The following is a 15,681-nucleotide window of genomic DNA, read 5'->3' on the forward strand; positions in this document are numbered from 1 at the left end:
ACGGTCAGGAAGAGCCGCGTGCCGGAGCACGACGACGTCGAACGCGCCTTCCGGCGCTTCTTCGACGAACACCACACCGACCTGTCCCGCCTCGCCTACCTCGTGACCGGCGAGACGCAGGTGGCCGACGACCTGGCGTCGGACGCGTTCGTCGAGGTCTGGCGGCACTGGGAGCGAGTGCGGGCGGCGGACAGCCCGATCGCGTACGCCCGCGGCATCGTGACCAACCTGGCCCGTCAGTGGATCAAGAAGCAGACCCGGGAACGGGCCGGTCTGCTCCGGCTCGGCCTGCTGCGCCGGGAGCGCGGCGGGGAGACCGACACCCCGGCGATCCTGGACGTGCGGGAGGCGCTGCGGCGGCTCCCGCTGCGCCGCCGCGAGTGCGTGATCCTCCGCTACGCCTTCGACGTGCCGGAGAAGGAGGTCGCCGCGATCCTCGGCATCTCGGTGGGCGCGGTCAAGAGCCACACCTCGCGGGGCGCCGCCCAGTTGAGCGAGTTCCTGCGGGACATGCCGTTGATGACGGGAGGAGGTCACCATGGGTGAGGACCTGGGTGCGGTGCTGCGCCGGGAGGCCGGACGGCACGTGCCGGACAGCGACGCGATGTTCGACCGGATCAACCGCGGGCGGTTCGCGGCCGCGCCGGTCCGGGCGCCGCGCCCTTTCCCGTGGTTCACCGGGCTGCGGCCGGTCGCGGCGGCCGCCTCGGTGGTGGCCACCCTGGTCGCCGGGTTCACCGGCATCCGGATCCTGACCGCTGACCAGCCGGACCGGACGCCGACCGCGACGACGAACACCGCTTCGGCGTCGCCGCCCGCCCGGTCGCCCCTGCCGCCGGCCACGTCGTCGTCCCCGGCCGGGAGGCCGAAGCACGCCGGCGGCGATCCGGCCCGGCCGCACGGTGACCGGACGAGCGCTCCGCAGTCCTCGTCTGCCTACCGGCCGGTGTCCGATTTCGTCAGCACCACCGGCGTGCTCGACCCGCACTCCACCGACGTCTGGGCGCAGAGCGACGTGACGCTCACCACGGCCAAGGAGGTGACGGCGCTGGACCTGGCGATCAGCGTGGCGCGCACCGAGGGCGTGCGGAGCACCGGCAGCTGGAGCACCATCCCCACCGAGATGATCACGATCGGCGTCACCGAGGAGAAGGACGCGCTGATCTACCGGTTCACCCTCAAGCCGGGCGGCACCCTCGCCGCCGGCGCCTACGTCTTCGCCGCCCAGTACGAGCACGCCGCCGCGGGACGCGCCACCGGCGCCGACCGGTATGGCGCGTTCGTCTCGGCCGGAGACCAGAAAGTGGAGGTCACGGGGGCCTTCACCGCGAGCTGAGCCGGACTTCCCATCCCCGCCGGCGACTGGTCGCGGTCCGCTTCGCCGGCGACCGCCGCTTTCCGGTACGGCAGCAGCCCCCGCCCGGTCAGTTCGTCGCGGCGAAGCCGCTGTCCGCGCAGACCTGCGACATGTCGGCGGCGGCCGCGCTGACCGCCGCGACCGCATCCGGCTCACCCGCCGTGCCTTGCGAGGCCACCGCTTTCCGGTACGCCTCGGCCAGCCGCGCCGCGGCATCCGCGACCGGGGCGTCCGCCGTCCCGCTGACGTCCACGATCGCCGGGATCACCCCGGGCTGCATGAGCGACGCGTCCCGGATCGCGGCGGCCAGCGCCCGGCAGGTGAGCAGCCCTGGTGGATCGTCGACCGGCGCCGGCCCGCCGGCCACGCTCGGGCCGGGGGAGGGCGGGACGGCGGCGGGGCTCGGTCCGGCGGACGCCGATCCGGTCACGCCCGGCCCGGCCGACGCCGAGGCACCGGCGGTGCCCGGCGCGATCGGAGCCGACGGCCGGGTCGTCGAACCGCAGCCGGAACCGGCCAGCCCGGCAACCAGGGTCAGCGCGACAAAGCCCGCAAATCGTGCCATCTCTTCACGCTACGTCCCGGGGCCCGGGTAGGGGGAGACCGGTGAGGGAGAGGACGAAGCGGCGGGCCTGTTCGTGCGTGTCGGCGTAGCCGAGACTCTCGTAGAACCGATGCGCGATGTGCCGTTCCCGGCTGCTGGCCACCTCGATGAACAGGCAGCCCGCCGCCCGGGCCCGCTCCTCGGCCGCTGCCATCAGGGCCCGGCCCGCCCCGCGCCGGCGGTTCTCGGCGTCCACCACGAGCGCCACCAGCCGGGCGAACTTCCCGGTCACCTCGATGATCGGGGTTACGTGCAGGGCCGCCACCCCGGCCAGCACGCCGTCGTCGTCCGCGCCGAGCAGGAAGCTGGCCGGATCGTCCAGCCAGTACCCGAGCCGGTGCCGGACGTCCCGCAGGCTCGACGGGAAACCGAGCTGCTCGAGCAGCACCGCCAGCCGCGGCGCGTCCCCCTGATGGATCGGCCGGATGTGCACGCCCAGAACGTTACGACCGCCATCGCACCCCGTCCCCGGAACGCGGGGAGCGGCCGGGGCAGGGCTCCGGGAGTGGACGCGTGGGTGGGTGGGCGGCTCCGGGCGTACCGGAAAAAGCAGCGGGCCCGGTCGGAAGGACCGGGCCCGTGCCGAAGCGGGGGTGAAACGATCAGCTCAGAGGTAGCTGCCCTTCTTGTACTCCTCGTAGCTCATGTTCCAGTCGGTCCAGCCGTTGCCGTTCTTCAGTTTCTCCTCGGTGCCGGAGACCGTGATCACGTCGCCCATCATGGTGCGCTTGAACAGCCACGCGCCCATCGCCTCGGAGACGTTGACGCAGCCGTGCGACACGTTGGCCCGGCCCTGCACGCCCTCCGACCACGGGGCGGCGTGAATGAACTGACCGCTCCAGGTGATCCGCTGGGCGAAGTCGATGTCGGTGCGGTACCCGCCCTTGGGGTCGGTGTCGGTGGTGTCGAAGACGGTGTGCTCCTTCTTCTCGATCACCACCATGGTCCCGCTCGACGACGGCGTGCTCGGCTTGCCGAGGCTGACCGGGATCGTGTTGATCGTCTTGCCGTCCTGCTTGACAGTCATCTTCTTGGTCTTGTTGGAGACCGTCATGACGAACGAGCGGCCGATCTTCATGTCGACGGTGAGGTCGGAACGGCCGTACCACCCGTCACCCATCTTCACGCCCTTGAGCTGGACCTTGTAGAAGACCTTCGAGTACGCCTTCCAGTACACCTTGGGGCGGTAGTGCACCTCGGTGGGGCTGATCCAGCGCCAGGTGCCCTCCTGCGCGGGCGTGGCGGTGACCACCATCTTGCGCTCGACGTCGGCCCGGTACTTCTCCGGGATCGAGCGGCCGAACTTGATGATCAGCGGCATGCCGACGCCGACCGTGTTGTTGTCGCCGAGGAAGCTGGTGACGCGCACCAGGTTGGCCGGCTTCTTCATGGTGGTGAAGGTGCTGGAGACCGTGTTGTTCTTACCCTCGGTCTCCGGGGTGGTGACGGTCACCGTGTACTTGCTGCCCCAGTCCATCGACTCGCTGGGGTGCCAGACGTGCTTGTCCTTGTCGACGGTGCCCTTGACCTCGTCACCCTTGGAGTCGGTCACCTTGACGGTGGTGTTCTCCGGGTCGTCACTGGTGTATTTGACGTCGGACCAGGCCTCGACGCCGGTGGCCGCCGCTTTCGGCGAGGTGACCTCGGCCGTGTTGGGCAGCGGGGCGGCGGAGGGGGACTCGGACGCCGCGCCGCCGGCGTTGTCACTGCCGCCCTGCCAGGACGGCGACTTGCCGCCGCTGCACGCGGCGGTGAACAGCAGGCTGCCCGCGAGCAGCGCGACCAATGTCGCCCGCACCCGGCGGCGACGGCTGGCGGCCGGCTGGCTCAGCTCCGTCGGCTGGACTCCTTCGATCTGCATGGTCCCCTCACGGCGTCGTTTCTCCCCGGCGCCCAATACTGCTCCAAAATCGCCAGTTGACCAATCCCGGATTCGTGCCGGGAGTCACTGGATTCCCTATCGGTGTGATGCGGGAAACGCTGAATCGCGACCCGTCCCGATGCCGGTCAGCCGAGCCCGGCGGGCACCGGGAGGGCGCTGCCCGCGGCGAACTTCTCCCAGCTCACGTTCCATGGCGTCCAGCCGTTGCCGTACTCCAGCTTGTCCTCGGTGCCCTTCACCGTGACCGGGTCGCCGACCAGGGTCTTGTCGAAGAGCCAGCGTGCGTTCGACGGCGAGACATTGACACACCCGTGCGACACGTTCCGGTGACCTTGCGCACCGGTGGACCACGGCGCGGAGTGGATGTACTGACCGCTCCAGGTGAGTCGCTGCGCGTAGTCGATGGGCGTCTTGTAGCCGTTCACCGGGTCGGTGTCGGTGGTGTCGAAGACGGTGTGCGACATCTTCTCGATGATCACCATGGTGCCGCTGGACGACGGGGTGCTGTGCTTGCCGAGGCTGACCGGCATCGTCCTGACCGTCGTGCCGTCCTTCAGCACTGTCATCTTCTTGGTCTTGTTGTCGACCTTCATCTCGAACCTGCGTCCGATCTTGGCGGTCGCCGCCCGGTCCCGGTCGCCGTAGAGGCCCTTGCCGGTGGGCAGGCCACCGATCGCGATCCGCACGCTGATCTTGGTGCCGGGCTGCCAGAACTCCGGGGCGCGGTAGTAAGCCTGGGTGCCGCTGGAGGTCCAGGACCAGGTGCCCGGCTGGGCCGGGGCGGTCTCCACGAACATCCGCCTCTGCACGGCGGCCCGGTCGGCCTTCTTGATCCCCGGGCGGAACTCGACCACCACCGGCATGGCCACGCCGTACGTGTGGTCGTCGAAGAGGTAGAGCCCGGTGCCGGTGTGGTGGGCCGCGTCACCCATCGTCGTGAACGTCGTCTTCGCCGTGGTGGTGGCGCCGCCGGCACCGGTCGCGGTGACCTCCGCCCGGTACTTCTCACTGTTCTTCAGGGTCTTGGCCGGCACCCACGCGGAGCCGTCCTCGCGGAGCTTGCCGGCGACCGCCTTGCCCTTGCTGTCGGTGAGCTTGACCGAGGTCACCTCGCCGTTGCTGACCTTGAGCCCGATCTCGGCGCTGGTCGGCACGTTCTTCTTGCCGGCGGCCGGGGTGACGGTGAGCGTGGCCGGGGCCGCCGGGGTGGTGGTGCTCTCCGGGACCGCTGACGGTGCCGGGCCGGCGCTGCTGGTCACCGCCGGGTCGGCGTACGCCGGCTTGTCGTCGTCACCACATGCCGTGAGCGGCGCGGTCACGGCCAGCGCCAGCAGTGCGGCCACGCAGCGGCGGAAGTCAACCATGGTCAGCCCCGTTCTGGAGTTCTATGCGCAGACATACTGACGCACCGGAGCAAATCGCGGGCCCCCCTCAAGGCGTGATCCTGGCGATTTCCAAGATCTTCCGAGGTCGTGCTAACGTTTTCTCCGTTGCCAGGCGTCGCTAGCTCAACTGGCAGAGCAGCGGACTCTTAATCCGCGGGTTGTAGGTTCAAGTCCTACGCGACGCACCAAACGATCAAGGCCGCGACACCGTTCGGTGGGCGCGGCCTTTGTCGTCTTCGCGGGTTAGGGTGGCCCGTGCCTTCCGAAGCCAGGATCACCCACGAGGATCTGGACGCCATCGCCGATCGGGCCGCGGCGCTCGACGACCCGTCGCCGCTGCTCGCCGAGCTGGTGGCGGCGGTCGACGGGGACCGGCTCGCCGACCCGGCGGACGTACCGCAGGCGTTGCTGCTGGCCGCCGAGATCGCCGAGGCGACCGGCGACCTGCCGGCCGCGCTGGGCCTCGCCGAGCGTGCCGTGGCGATCTCCCCGGAGGACGGCTTCGCCCGCGCCTGCCGCGCCGAGCTGCTGGTCAAGTCGGGGCGGGCGGACGAGGGGCGCCGCGAGTTCGGCGCGCTCCGGCCGGAGCTGCTGCGCGATCCCGCGGCCCCGTTCTACCTGGCCGAGACGCTCACCGCCTGCGACCTGGGCGAGGCCGCGGAGGAGTGGCTGACAGCCGCCGTCCGCTCGCTGACCGAGGAGCGCGATCCCGGCCTGGACCGGGTCGAGCAGCTGTTCGAGCTGGTCAAGGAGCGGCACCGGGTGCGCGAGGAGCTCGAGCTGGGTCACGACGACCTGGACGACCTCTACCACGAGATGGCGGCGGCGGTCGACGGCACGGCCCCGGCGGGCGGCCGGGCGATGCTGTTCTGGCCGGAGCCCGAGTTCGCCGAGCTGCTCGCCCGCTGGCCGGAGCACGCCGACAGCTACCACGCGGACTGGGACCAGCACCGGGCCGGAGTGGAGCGCGCCCTGGCCGGCTGGTCCGCGTCCGGCACCGTCCACCTGGGCCTGCTCGCCGGATCGGTGGACGGCCTGCTCACCTTCGCCGAGGCCCAGGGTCTCGATCCGGCCGCCGAGGACACCCACGGCGCCTACGCCGACGAGATCGCCGACGCCCTCGGCGCTGTCGAGTGGCCGCCGCAGCGTAACGCTGCGTGCTGGTGTGGTTCCGGCCTGAAGTACAAGAAGTGCTGCCTCCCCCGCTCCCGGGGGTGACTCCGCGGGTGTGCTAACGTTTCTCCTCGTTGGCGGGCGCTGCTAGCTCAACTGGCAGAGCAGCGGACTCTTAATCCGCGGGTTGTAGGTTCGAGTCCTACGCGGCGCACCACATCCGAAAGGGCCCCTTGACCGGGGCCCTTTCGCTTTTCCCGGCCGGGCGCCGCGGTCTCGGGTGCGCGGTCGGCCGGATCGCCTCACGGCCGCCAGCAGACCGTTTCGCCTCGTCAGCCGGTGATCAGCACCCGGTCCAGCGGGCTCAGGCAGACGACTGCCACCCGGCTGCAGTAATCGTCACACTCGGCGTCGTGCTGCTCCAGCCAGGCCGCGCCGGCCAGGGTCTCCCCGCACATCGCCGCGGTGTACTCGGCCGTCCGGACCGGGTCGGCCGGGCTGTCGAGGCTGACGGTGAGTTCGGTTCGCTCCATCGCGGATCACTCCCGATCGTTCGTCGTCTGACGAGCCGCGCCGGGCCGGGCGGTCCGGCCGCCACCGGTCCCGGGCATCCCCGGCCGACGCGACTCATACCCGGATACGCCTACGTTCAGTAATCAGTTCACCGAGCGCGCAACACTGGCATCTCCGATACGGCCGGGGTCAGCGGACGAGGGCGAAGGCCAGCATCCCGGTCGCGGTGAAGTCGATGGACGGCTCGTTGGTGGCCGAGACCCGCATGTCGTCCACGTACTGCGCGTCCGGCCTGTCGAAATCCGGGTAGGACCCCGCCGAGCAGAGCGTCTCCGGCGTCGCCTGCTCCAGCGACTCCACCCGGTCGGCGGCGTTCGGCCCGTTCACCACACCGCCCGTCATCGGCACCCCGGTCAGCGTCCCGATCTGGTCGTGCGGGCACCTGGGGAAGTCCGTCCCCGCCCCGATCACCAGCGACACCCCCCAGCCGTTGCGGCCCAGTGCCGTCCCGCGCTGCGCGGTGGCGAACCCGGCGTACCGATCGTCACCGGTCATCCGCCGGTACAGGCCGGCCGCCGCCGCCCAGCCGAACTGCCGCGCCGTCCAGTCCGCCCCGCCGCTGCCGGACGTCGCGCCCATCGGGTCCGCGCCCGCCGCCTCGACCGCGCCGTCCAGCCGCTGCCGCAGGTCGGCGGCGAGCGAGGCGACCGGCGTCAGCCGGTACAGCTCGGCGTCGGCCAGCGCGGCGACGTCGTAGACGGTCAGCCCGTCGTCACCGCCACCGGCGTCGTCGGCCCAGCGCGTCGCCTGCCCGGTCCAGCCCGCGGTCCGCCCGTCGCCGAGCGCCGTCCCGGCCAGGGCCAGCTCGGTCGCGCCCAGCGCCAGGTCGTCGGCCCAGCTCTCCTCGGGGTAGAACGAGCGGGGCACGGTGGTGACCAGGTCACCGCCGGGATCGGTGTCCGCCCGGTCGAAGATCGCAGCCGCGGTGTCCAGATAGGACCGGGCCCGGTCCGGGTCGGTGCCGGCCTCCCGCTGGGCGGCCAGGGCGAACGCCGCGGCCACCCGCCCGGCCAGGTTCGGGCTGATCGGCTCGCCCGGCGCCGCCGCCCGGAACACCGGCCGGTACCGCTGGTAGTAGCGCCGGTCACCGGGGTGCACGGCGAGCTCGTCGTCCGCCTCGGGCAGCCGCCACGCGTCGTGGTCCCCGAGGAAGTGACCGTTTCCGGCCACCCCGACCTGGGTGTAGAGCACGCCGTCGCGGTACATCCGGCCGAGCCAGTCGAGACCGTGCCGGATCTCCGCGGCCAGGATCTCCGGCGCCGGGCCGTCGCGCTCGACGAGCTGCATGACGACCAGCGCGTACGCGGTGGTGTGGGTGAACTTCAGGTAGTCCCCGGCGTCGAACCAGCCACCGCTCACGTCGGCCGTGACGCCCGTGGACTCCAGGGACGCGTCGTCGTCCGCCGGGGTGCGGTAGACCGTCGCGGCCCGGTCGTCCCGGTGCGCGGTGGAGCGCTGCCACGGCCCCTCGACCTGGTCGGGCCCGTCGCGGTGGGCCTGGAAGTAGTGCACCGCCCCGGTCACCAGCGGCGCGAAGAGCCGCTCCGCCGGGCCGATCCGGAACGGGGGTGAGACGGCGTGGAAGCGGTCGTCCAGGCGTACCCGAAAAGTCCCGGACCGGCGCAGACCGGTGAGATCCAGGGGGTTGATCGCGCGAAGGCGCGCATTCCAGGCGCCCCGGCTGGCGCCGGCGGTGACCGTGAGCACGGCGTCACCGTCCTCGTCGAGCACGGTGGCGGTCACCCCGGCGGCGTCCCCGGGGGCCAGCAGCATCGCGATCTTGGTTTCCCCGGTGGTCCAGCCGACCTGGTCGACGCGGATCAGGGCGGTGGGCAGCACCGGTCGCGGCGCGTCACAGGCGGTGATCAGCAGGACGAGCAGAAGAAACGACGGGCACCAGCGACGGAGGCTCACGAGGCGCAAGCCTCACCGAGTCCACGATCACCCGGGCGCACCCGTTGTGCGGCAAAGATCTGACAGTTGTCGGTGAGCGGGCCGCCGCGGGTGTGGACGTATCGTCGGCGCCATGACCCGCGTCCTGCTGATCTCGGGAAGCACGCGCGACGGATCGTTGCACAGCGCCGCGCTGCGCACCGCCGCCCGGTTCGCCCCGCCCGGTCTCGACGTCACGCTCTATCCCGGTCTGGCCGGGCTGCCGGCGTTCGTGCCGGGGCTGACCCCGCCGCCGGCCCCGGTCGCCCAGCTGCGCCGCCTGGTGGCCGCCGCGGACGCGCTGCTGTTCAGCACGCCGGAATACGCCGGCGGCCTGCCCGGCAGCCTGAAGAACCTGCTCGACTGGCTGGTCGACGGCGGCGAGCTGACCGGCCGGGCCGCCGCCTGGCTGTCGGTGGTCGAGCCCGGCCGCGACGAGGGCGCCCGGGCCGGGCTGGAGTCGGTGCTCGAGCACGGCGGCGCGCGCCTGCTGCGGCCGGCCTGCGTCCGCCTCCCGCTGGACATCCGCACCGTCGACGAGCAGGGCCTGATCGACGACCCACGGCTGCTCACCGCGCTGCGGGACATGCTGCAGGCCCTGGTCCGGGCGCCGGCCGAGCGTCGGCCGGAGCCGTCCTGGCAGGTCCAGTCCAGCCTTTACCCGGTGGTCAGCCCGGCCGGCATGCCGCGGTTCGGCGGCACCCCGTTCCGATCAGCTCAATGAGCGCCCGGCGGTCCAGCACGCCGCCTGCCCCTTGCACGCGGTCATCGTGACCACCGCGGCGTGCAGCTCGGCCAGCCGCTGTGGGGTGAGCGTGCCGACGATGTTGTTGAGCATCTGCGGATCCCGGCTCCGCTCGTAGTACTCCTTCGAGCCGTCCGCGTACTCGACGTAGGTGAACGTCTTGGTGCGCAGCGCGTTGTACGCCGGTGGGATGTTGGCGCTGTCCTTCTCGAAGTCCGGGTCGCCCGGGTCGGTGGCCGGATCCCGGTGCTCGACCAGCGCGGTGGACCGCCAGGCCGGGTCGCCGGCGCCGGTGAGCAGCGGCACGAAGCTGTGCCCGTCCACCCCGTCGGCGGGCGTCTTCGCCCCGGCCAGCTCGCCGAAGGTGGGCCGCAGGTCGACGTTCTCCACCACCTCGTCGACCGTCTGACCGGCCTTGACCTGGGGCCCGGCGACGATCAGCGGCACGTTCACGTCGGTGTCGAAGGCGGTCTGCTTGCCGGAGGTCAGCCGGTACTCACCCATGTGGTAGCCGTTGTCCGAATTGAACACCACGATGGTGTTGTCCGCGACGCCGGCCGCCGCCAGCGTGGCCCGCAGCGAGGCGAGCATCCGGTCGACCGACTGCACGGCCCGCACCCGCAGCCGGAACTCCTGGTCCAGGGTCTGCCGCTGCTCCTTGGTCAGCGGCGCGTGGCGGGACAGCCAGTGCGGGGCGTTGACCGGGACCCGGTCGTACGCCCCGGTCCGGGGAGCCTGCGCGGTCAGGTACTTGCCGGTGTCCTGCGCCGCCGGGGTGTACGGCGCGTGCGGCGAGTACGTGGCCAGCTCGACCAGGAACGGCTTGCCGCTCGCCGCCGAGCTGGTGATGAAGTTCGCCGCCTTCGCCGAGATCACGTCGGTCAGGTAGTCCCGCGGCCCGTGCCCGTACCGCTTGACCACGCCGTTCTCGTTCAGCGCGTAGTCGTAGTTCTGGTACGCGTTGCCGCCGGCGTACCACTCGTCCCAGCCCGGCGGCACGTACGGCTTGCCGGTGTACCGCACGTCCTTGGGCTGGTACTCGTTGAGGTACTTGCCGAGGAAGGCGGTGCGGTACCCGGCCTCGCGCAGGTCGGTGGCGAAGGTCGACGTCTCCTCGCCGCGGCTGTGGAAGAGCTGGAACCCGCCGTCCGAGCCGTGGTTCTTGAAGATCCCGGTGTTGTGCGGGTACTGCCCCTTGAAGATCGACGCGCGGGACGGGCAGCACAGCGAGTCGGTCACCGTGTAGTTGGTGAACGTGGTGCCCGCCTTCTGCAGGGCGAGCACCGCCGGCATGTACGGCACCAGGTTTTTCGACAGGTCGTCGGTGAGCACGAAGACGATGTTCGGCCGCTTGGCGGTCACCGCCTCGGTGGTCGGGGCGGGCGGCGCCAGCGCGTCGGCGAGACCACCCCGGCGGGAGCCCGTGCAGCCGGCCGCCGTCGCGAGCAGGGAGACGGCGAGGACGGCACAGAGGGCACGGCGTAGGCGAGGAATCATGGTGCTGCGGATGCTCCGTCCGGCGAGGTGGTGACAGCCAGGTTAGCCTCCGCTGAGATGATCTTTAAAAGAACCTCAAGTGGCCGGGTAAATCGATCCTGGTGACACATAGTGGATACCCAAGCCCTGCCCGGAAGGGGAATCATCACCGTGGCCAGCGCAGATCCGCTGCATCCCCGTATCGTTGCGGTCACCAACTGTCATTGCTGCCGGCCGGAGCGCCCGGTCCGCGCGATGCCTCGCCGGCCGCGCCTGCCGGTCCGCCCGCCCCGCTCCCCGCGCCGGGTCTAGGCCGACAGGCCGTGCTGGTAGGCGTATCGCACGGCCTGCGCCCGATCCCGCACCCCGGCCTTGGCGAACAACCGGTTGATGTGTGATTTCACTGTCACCTCGGTGACGTGGAGCCGCCGCGCGATCTCCCGGTTGGACAGGCCGCCGGCGATCAGCCGCAGCACCTCGGCCTCCCGGGCGGTCAGCCCGTCGGGCAGCTCCCGCGCCGCGGCCGGAGCCGGGGCGTCACCGGCCGCCGCGGCCAGCAGGCGCTGCTGCACCAGCGGGTCGAGCACCGCCTGCCCGATCGCCGCGGCCCGCACCGCCTGGGCGATCTGCACCCGGCCGGCGTCCTTGGTCAGATAGCCGACCGCGCCGGCGCGCAGCGCCCCGAGGATGTGCTCGTCGTCGGCGAACGTGGTCAGCACCACCACCCGGGTCGCCGGGAACCGCGCCTTGATCAGCGCGGTGGCCGCCACCCCGTCCCGGCGGGGCATCCGCAGGTCCATCAGCGCCACGTCCGGCCGCTCCCGGCCGACCAGCTCCACCGCCTGGTCACCGTCGGCCGCCTCGCCGACCACCTCGACGTCGTCGAGCAGGCTCAGCATCAGGGCCAGTCCCTCGCGGACCGCCGTCTGGTCGTCGGCCACCACCACGCGGATGCTCACCCCGGCATCCTGACATCCACGAGCCAGCCGTCGCGGTCCGGACCGGCCTGCGCGGTGCCGCCGGCCAGCTCGGCCCGCTCGCGCAGCCCGATCAGGCCGTACCCGCTGGACAGGCCGGTGACCGGGGGACCGGCCGGGCCGTGGTTGCGGACCCGCAGCACGACCGCGTCCGGCTCGAACGCCAGCCGGGTCTCGACAGCGCTGCCCGGCGCGTGCTTGCGCACATTGGACAGCGCCTCCTGGGCGGCCCGGAAGAGCGCCAGCCCGGTCTCGGCGTCCAGTTCCCGCGGCTCGCCGTCGACGGTGAACGTGGCCGGCGCGTCCAGGTCCCGCCCGTAACCGCGGGTCAGCTCGCCGACCAGCTCCGGAACCGGCAGCGGGTCGCCGCGCAGCGCGCTCACCGCCCGGCGGGTCTCGGTCAGGCCGTCCCGGGCCAGCGTTCCGGCCCGGTCGACCAGCACCGCGGCCTCCGCCGTCCGGTCCCGCTCGAGCAGCGCGGCCGCGGTCTCCAGCTGCACCGACAGCGCCGACAGCGAATGCGCCAGCACGTCGTGGATCTCCCGGGCCAGCCGGGCCCGCTCGGCCAGCATGGCGGCCAGCGCCTGCTCGTCGGCGAGCAGCCGCTCCTGCTCGGCGGCCGCCGTCCGCTGCCGGCGCAGCACCACCAGCAGCGTGACCACGCCGGTGATGCCGCACCAGATCGCGATGGTGGCCACCGGCACGTCCCGCGCGGCCAGCGCCACGGTCAGGGCGAGCAGCCCGATGCCGGCCAGCACCCCGGTGGTCACCAGGTCGAGCACGGCGGCGCAGCTGGCGAGCGCGAGGATCAGGTAGATCGGGGCGATGCCGGGACCGGCGACGGCGATCAGCCACAGCCCGGCCGCCATCGTGACGCACGCGGCCATCAGGTGCCGGCGGGGCGGCAGGATCCGCAGCGCCAGCAGGGTCCCGCCCAGCCCGGCCAGCGCCACACCGGTCAGCAGCCGGACGCCGGGCCGGTTGTCCTGGAGGATCCCCACCGTGACGAAGACCAGGAGGATCAGGTTGCGGACCCGGCGCCAGAGGGGCAGCAGCCGTTGCCGGTCGAGGGTGAGCACGGGCCCAGTCTGCCGAACCGCCGGAGTCATCGGGATCAGCGAGTCGCGGCGACCCGGGACCGGCGCGGTGCGAACGGGACGCCGGTGGCCATCGCCCGCGGGCCGACCACCGCTGCCTCGCCGAGGAAGCTGAGACCGAGGGCGAGCAGCAGCGACGCGGTGAGCACGCCACGGTCGGCGCCGAGCGCGACAGCGGCGGCCGCCTGGCCGAAGCGCAGTGCGATCAGGCCGGCCCAGACGGCGATGGTGACCGGCGTGTAGCGGTACCAGACGTGGCCGTCCCGGACGAAGAGCCGCACGGTCCGCCCGCGCAGCAGGCCGCCGCCGACGGCGGTCAGGCCGCAGAGCGCCAGGGCGGTGAGGTTGGCGGTGGAGTGGGCGAAGCCGGTCTGGGCGACCACGAAGCCGCCGTACACGCTGAGCGCCAGCGGCAGCACGATCAGGCGACGCGAGGTGAGCGGCTCGCCGAGGTACCGGCGGACCATGGCGTAGGTGAGAGCGACGACGACCAGCAGCGCGGTGAGGATTTCCATGCCCTGAAGGTAGGTATCGAGCCGGGTGGAACGCCGCCACCCACGGGTGGAGGCCCGGGTGGAAATCCCGCCGGTATCGTCGGCAGTCGATACCGGTGAATCGGGGAGGAAAGTGATGACGCAGGAGATCGTCGACCTGGGTGATCCGGCGTTTCAGGCCGATCCGCATCCGGCCTACGCGGACTGGCGCCGGACCGGCCCGGTGCGCCGCGCCGTGCTGCCGTCCGGGCTGAACGCCTGGCTGATCACCCGCTACGAGGACGCGCGGCGGGCGCTGACCGACCCGCGGCTGTCGAAACGGGCGTACCCGATGGGGTCCGGGGAGGCGAGCGGTGGTTCCCGGACGGCCGGCGCGGCACCGGCCGCCGACATGGCGCCGGGCATCGGCGCCGCGATCTCCCGGCACATGCTCGCCGTCGACCCGCCGGACCACACCCGGCTGCGCCGCCTGGTCTCGGCCGCCTTCACCGGCCGCCGGATCGAGGCGCTGCGCCCCCGCATCGAGCAGATCGCCACCGAGCTGCTGGACGCGCTCGACGGGCGGGACCGGGCCGATCTGATCGACGTGTTCGCCTTCCCGCTGCCCATCCAGGTGATCTGCGAGCTGCTCGGCGTACCGGCCGAGGACCGCGACGACTTCCGCGAGTGGTCGAACGCGGTGGTGGCCGGTTCGCAGGCCGGCCCGCGGCTGGCGCCGGCCATCGAGGCCATGGTCAAGTACATCCACGAGCTGCTCGCCGAGCGGCGCGCCCGGCCCGGCGACGACCTGCTCTCCGGACTGATCCAGGTGCGCGACGCGGAGGACCGGCTGACCGAGGAGGAACTCTCCTCGATGGTCTTCCTGCTGCTGGTGGCCGGCCACGAGACCACCGTCAACCTGATCGGCAACGGGATCTATCTGCTGCTGCGGGAGCGGGCCGCCGGCGGCGACACGGCATGGGACCGCCTGCGTGCGGACCGCGGGCTGCTGCCGGGCGCGATCGAGGAGTTCCTCCGGTACGAGGGTCCCGTCGAAACCGCGACGTTCCGGATCACCACCGAGGACGTGACGATCGGCGGCGTCACCATCCCGGCCGGTGACCCGGTGGTGGTCTCGCTGCTGTCCGCGAACCGGGACACCGACCAGTACCCGGACGCCGACGAGCTGCGCCTGGACCGGCCTCCCTCGCACCACCTGGCGTTCGGCCACGGCATCCACTACTGCCTGGGCGCCCCGCTGGCCCGGCTGGAGGCGCAGATCGCCTTCACCGCGCTGCTCGACAGGTACCCGGACCTGCGCCTCGACGTCCCGGCCGAGGACCTGCGCTGGCGGCCCGGCCTGCTGCTGCGCGGCCTCGACGGCCTGCCGGTGCGGTGGTGAGGGCCGGACAGCGGAAACTTGCGGCGGCCGGGTGAACTGGCAAGATGTCGGCCGTGTCCGACATGCAGGAGCCTCGCCCGTCCGCGCCGCACTGGCCGACGGCCGTGTTGCCGACCGTGCCGCAGCGGGACGAGTACACGGCCGGCCGGCGCCGTCGCTGGATCGTGCTCGGCGCGGCCGGCGCCTTCCTGGCGCTCGCCATCGGTTACTGGGCGGTCTCCGGGCCGGACGACGACACCCCGGCGGCCGCCACGGTGACCTCCGAGGCGCCGCTGCAGCAGCTCACCGCGCCGCCGACGATCGAGGCCACCACCGACGCGGCCCCGGCGACCGCCCCGACCGGCACGCCGAGCGGCAAGCCGACCACCGAGCCGGTCGTGCGGGTCCGGCCCGGCGTGCTGCTGCAGCGGATGCAGCGCGAGCTCGGCCTGCTGGTCCGGCGCGGGCAGCTGGAACGGGACGACGCCGGGGCACTGGCCAAGCGGCTGCGCAAGGTCGCCGAGTCGCTGCGCAAGCAGGACCGGGAGAAGGCCGCCGGGCGCCTCCGGGACTTCGCCGAGAAGCTGGTCGACCTGCGCGACGACGGCGACATCAGCCAGGACGGGTTCACCGCCCTGGCCAACGCCGCCGCGCAACTCGGCGCCCAGCTCCCGCGGGAGGACTGA

At 72.3% G+C, this 15,681-nt stretch carries 16 protein-coding genes and 2 tRNA genes; 8 read left to right on the forward strand and 10 right to left on the reverse strand.

The window, feature by feature from the left end; all coding sequences use genetic code 11:
- Nucleotides 1-18: 18 nt before the first annotated feature.
- Nucleotides 19-546, forward strand: coding sequence for a SigE family RNA polymerase sigma factor (locus Actob_RS04990; protein WP_284918871.1), 528 nt, complete (start codon nucleotides 19-21; stop codon nucleotides 544-546).
- A complete protein-coding gene (locus Actob_RS04995; protein ID WP_284918872.1) occupies nucleotides 539-1,336 on the forward strand; it encodes an RAD23 family protein in 798 nt (265 codons plus the stop codon). The genes Actob_RS04990 and Actob_RS04995 overlap by 8 nt, the downstream gene beginning before the upstream one ends.
- An 88-nt stretch (nucleotides 1,337-1,424) precedes the next feature.
- On the opposite strand, the gene Actob_RS05000 is transcribed toward Actob_RS04995, so the two are convergent.
- The 4 genes from Actob_RS05000 to Actob_RS05015 all read right to left on the reverse strand — a co-directional run bounded on the left by Actob_RS05000 (nucleotide 1,425) and on the right by Actob_RS05015 (nucleotide 5,207).
- Nucleotides 1,425-1,922 carry a hypothetical protein gene (locus Actob_RS05000; protein ID WP_284918873.1) on the reverse strand — a complete coding sequence of 166 codons (498 nt, stop codon included), beginning with the start codon at nucleotides 1,920-1,922 and terminating at the stop codon, nucleotides 1,425-1,427.
- A gap of 4 nt (nucleotides 1,923-1,926) precedes the next feature.
- Nucleotides 1,927-2,394 (reverse strand): GNAT family N-acetyltransferase, encoded by a 468-nt coding sequence (locus tag Actob_RS05005; RefSeq protein ID WP_284918874.1) that lies wholly within the window; start codon nucleotides 2,392-2,394, stop codon nucleotides 1,927-1,929.
- A gap of 174 nt (nucleotides 2,395-2,568) precedes the next feature.
- Complete coding sequence (locus Actob_RS05010) at nucleotides 2,569-3,822, reverse strand: L,D-transpeptidase (RefSeq protein ID WP_284918875.1); 1,254 nt, start codon at nucleotides 3,820-3,822, stop codon at nucleotides 2,569-2,571.
- Nucleotides 3,823-3,968: 146 nt separating this feature from the next.
- The gene (locus Actob_RS05015) at nucleotides 3,969-5,207 is read right to left on the reverse strand and encodes a L,D-transpeptidase (protein WP_284918876.1); all 1,239 of its coding nucleotides are present in this window, start codon (nucleotides 5,205-5,207) and stop codon (nucleotides 3,969-3,971) included.
- A 133-nt stretch (nucleotides 5,208-5,340) separates the two neighbouring features.
- Between Actob_RS05015 and Actob_RS05020 the strand changes: the two genes are divergently transcribed.
- The 3 genes from Actob_RS05020 (at nucleotide 5,341) to Actob_RS05030 (ending at nucleotide 6,558) form a co-directional block, all read left to right on the forward strand.
- Nucleotides 5,341-5,416 (forward strand) — tRNA-Lys (locus Actob_RS05020).
- A 67-nt stretch (nucleotides 5,417-5,483) separates the two neighbouring features.
- Nucleotides 5,484-6,446, forward strand: a complete 963-nt coding sequence (locus Actob_RS05025) for an SEC-C metal-binding domain-containing protein (protein WP_284918877.1) — start codon at nucleotides 5,484-5,486, stop codon at nucleotides 6,444-6,446.
- A gap of 36 nt (nucleotides 6,447-6,482) precedes the next feature.
- A tRNA-Lys gene (locus tag Actob_RS05030) sits at nucleotides 6,483-6,558 on the forward strand.
- A gap of 115 nt (nucleotides 6,559-6,673) precedes the next feature.
- Here the strand turns inward: Actob_RS05030 and Actob_RS05035 are convergent.
- Together Actob_RS05035 and Actob_RS05040 are read right to left on the reverse strand one after the other, a co-directional pair.
- Nucleotides 6,674-6,874, reverse strand: a complete 201-nt coding sequence (locus Actob_RS05035) for a hypothetical protein (protein WP_284918878.1) — start codon at nucleotides 6,872-6,874, stop codon at nucleotides 6,674-6,676.
- Between the two features lie 169 nt (nucleotides 6,875-7,043).
- Nucleotides 7,044-8,828, reverse strand: coding sequence for a glycoside hydrolase family 9 protein (locus Actob_RS05040; RefSeq protein ID WP_284918879.1), 1,785 nt, complete (start codon nucleotides 8,826-8,828; stop codon nucleotides 7,044-7,046).
- A gap of 112 nt (nucleotides 8,829-8,940) precedes the next feature.
- On the opposite strand from Actob_RS05040, the gene Actob_RS05045 reads away from it, so the two are divergent.
- Nucleotides 8,941-9,570, forward strand: coding sequence for an NADPH-dependent FMN reductase (locus tag Actob_RS05045; protein ID WP_284918880.1), 630 nt, complete (start codon nucleotides 8,941-8,943; stop codon nucleotides 9,568-9,570).
- Here Actob_RS05045 and Actob_RS05050 read toward each other — a convergent pair.
- The 4 genes from Actob_RS05050 to Actob_RS05065 all read right to left on the reverse strand — a co-directional run bounded on the left by Actob_RS05050 (nucleotide 9,559) and on the right by Actob_RS05065 (nucleotide 13,656).
- Nucleotides 9,559-11,088: a sulfatase family protein gene (locus Actob_RS05050; RefSeq protein WP_284918881.1), complete on the reverse strand. Its 1,530-nt coding sequence runs from the start codon at nucleotides 11,086-11,088 to the stop codon at nucleotides 9,559-9,561. The genes Actob_RS05045 and Actob_RS05050 overlap by 12 nt on opposite strands.
- A gap of 287 nt (nucleotides 11,089-11,375) precedes the next feature.
- A complete protein-coding gene (locus tag Actob_RS05055; protein ID WP_284918882.1) occupies nucleotides 11,376-12,026 on the reverse strand; it encodes a response regulator transcription factor in 651 nt (216 codons plus the stop codon).
- Nucleotides 12,023-13,123 (reverse strand): sensor histidine kinase, encoded by a 1,101-nt coding sequence (locus tag Actob_RS05060; RefSeq protein ID WP_284918883.1) that lies wholly within the window; start codon nucleotides 13,121-13,123, stop codon nucleotides 12,023-12,025. The genes Actob_RS05055 and Actob_RS05060 overlap by 4 nt, the downstream gene beginning before the upstream one ends.
- A 35-nt stretch (nucleotides 13,124-13,158) precedes the next feature.
- Nucleotides 13,159-13,656, reverse strand: coding sequence for a hypothetical protein (locus Actob_RS05065; RefSeq protein ID WP_284918884.1), 498 nt, complete (start codon nucleotides 13,654-13,656; stop codon nucleotides 13,159-13,161).
- Between the two features lie 115 nt (nucleotides 13,657-13,771).
- Here Actob_RS05065 and Actob_RS05070 point away from each other — a divergent pair, with 115 nt between their 5' ends.
- Nucleotides 13,772-15,016: a cytochrome P450 family protein gene (locus tag Actob_RS05070; protein WP_284918885.1), complete on the forward strand. Its 1,245-nt coding sequence runs from the start codon at nucleotides 13,772-13,774 to the stop codon at nucleotides 15,014-15,016.
- A gap of 62 nt (nucleotides 15,017-15,078) precedes the next feature.
- Nucleotides 15,079-15,681: an FIMAH domain-containing protein gene (locus Actob_RS05075; protein ID WP_407653686.1), complete on the forward strand. Its 603-nt coding sequence runs from the start codon at nucleotides 15,079-15,081 to the stop codon at nucleotides 15,679-15,681.

Origin of the sequence: Actinoplanes oblitus (assembly GCF_030252345.1) — a bacterium.
Taxonomy (GTDB): domain Bacteria; phylum Actinomycetota; class Actinomycetes; order Mycobacteriales; family Micromonosporaceae; genus Actinoplanes; species Actinoplanes oblitus.

Excerpts from the sequence above, each read along its gene's own strand:
- Actob_RS04995 (WP_284918872.1), top strand. The coding sequence starts at position 539 with ATGGGTGAGGACCTGGGTGCGGTGCTGCGCCGGGAGGCCGGACGGCAC.
- Actob_RS05000 (WP_284918873.1), bottom strand. The coding sequence starts at position 1,922 with ATGGCACGATTTGCGGGCTTTGTCGCGCTGACCCTGGTTGCCGGGCTG.
- Actob_RS05010 (WP_284918875.1), bottom strand. The coding sequence starts at position 3,822 with ATGCAGATCGAAGGAGTCCAGCCGACGGAGCTGAGCCAGCCGGCCGCC.
- Actob_RS05015 (WP_284918876.1), bottom strand. The coding sequence starts at position 5,207 with ATGGTTGACTTCCGCCGCTGCGTGGCCGCACTGCTGGCGCTGGCCGTG.
- Actob_RS05035 (WP_284918878.1), bottom strand. The coding sequence starts at position 6,874 with ATGGAGCGAACCGAACTCACCGTCAGCCTCGACAGCCCGGCCGACCCG.
- Actob_RS05045 (WP_284918880.1), top strand. The coding sequence starts at position 8,941 with ATGACCCGCGTCCTGCTGATCTCGGGAAGCACGCGCGACGGATCGTTG.
- Actob_RS05050 (WP_284918881.1), bottom strand. The coding sequence starts at position 11,088 with ATGATTCCTCGCCTACGCCGTGCCCTCTGTGCCGTCCTCGCCGTCTCC.
- Actob_RS05065 (WP_284918884.1), bottom strand. The coding sequence starts at position 13,656 with ATGGAAATCCTCACCGCGCTGCTGGTCGTCGTCGCTCTCACCTACGCC.
- Actob_RS05070 (WP_284918885.1), top strand. The coding sequence starts at position 13,772 with ATGACGCAGGAGATCGTCGACCTGGGTGATCCGGCGTTTCAGGCCGAT.
- Actob_RS05075 (WP_407653686.1), top strand. The coding sequence starts at position 15,079 with ATGCAGGAGCCTCGCCCGTCCGCGCCGCACTGGCCGACGGCCGTGTTG.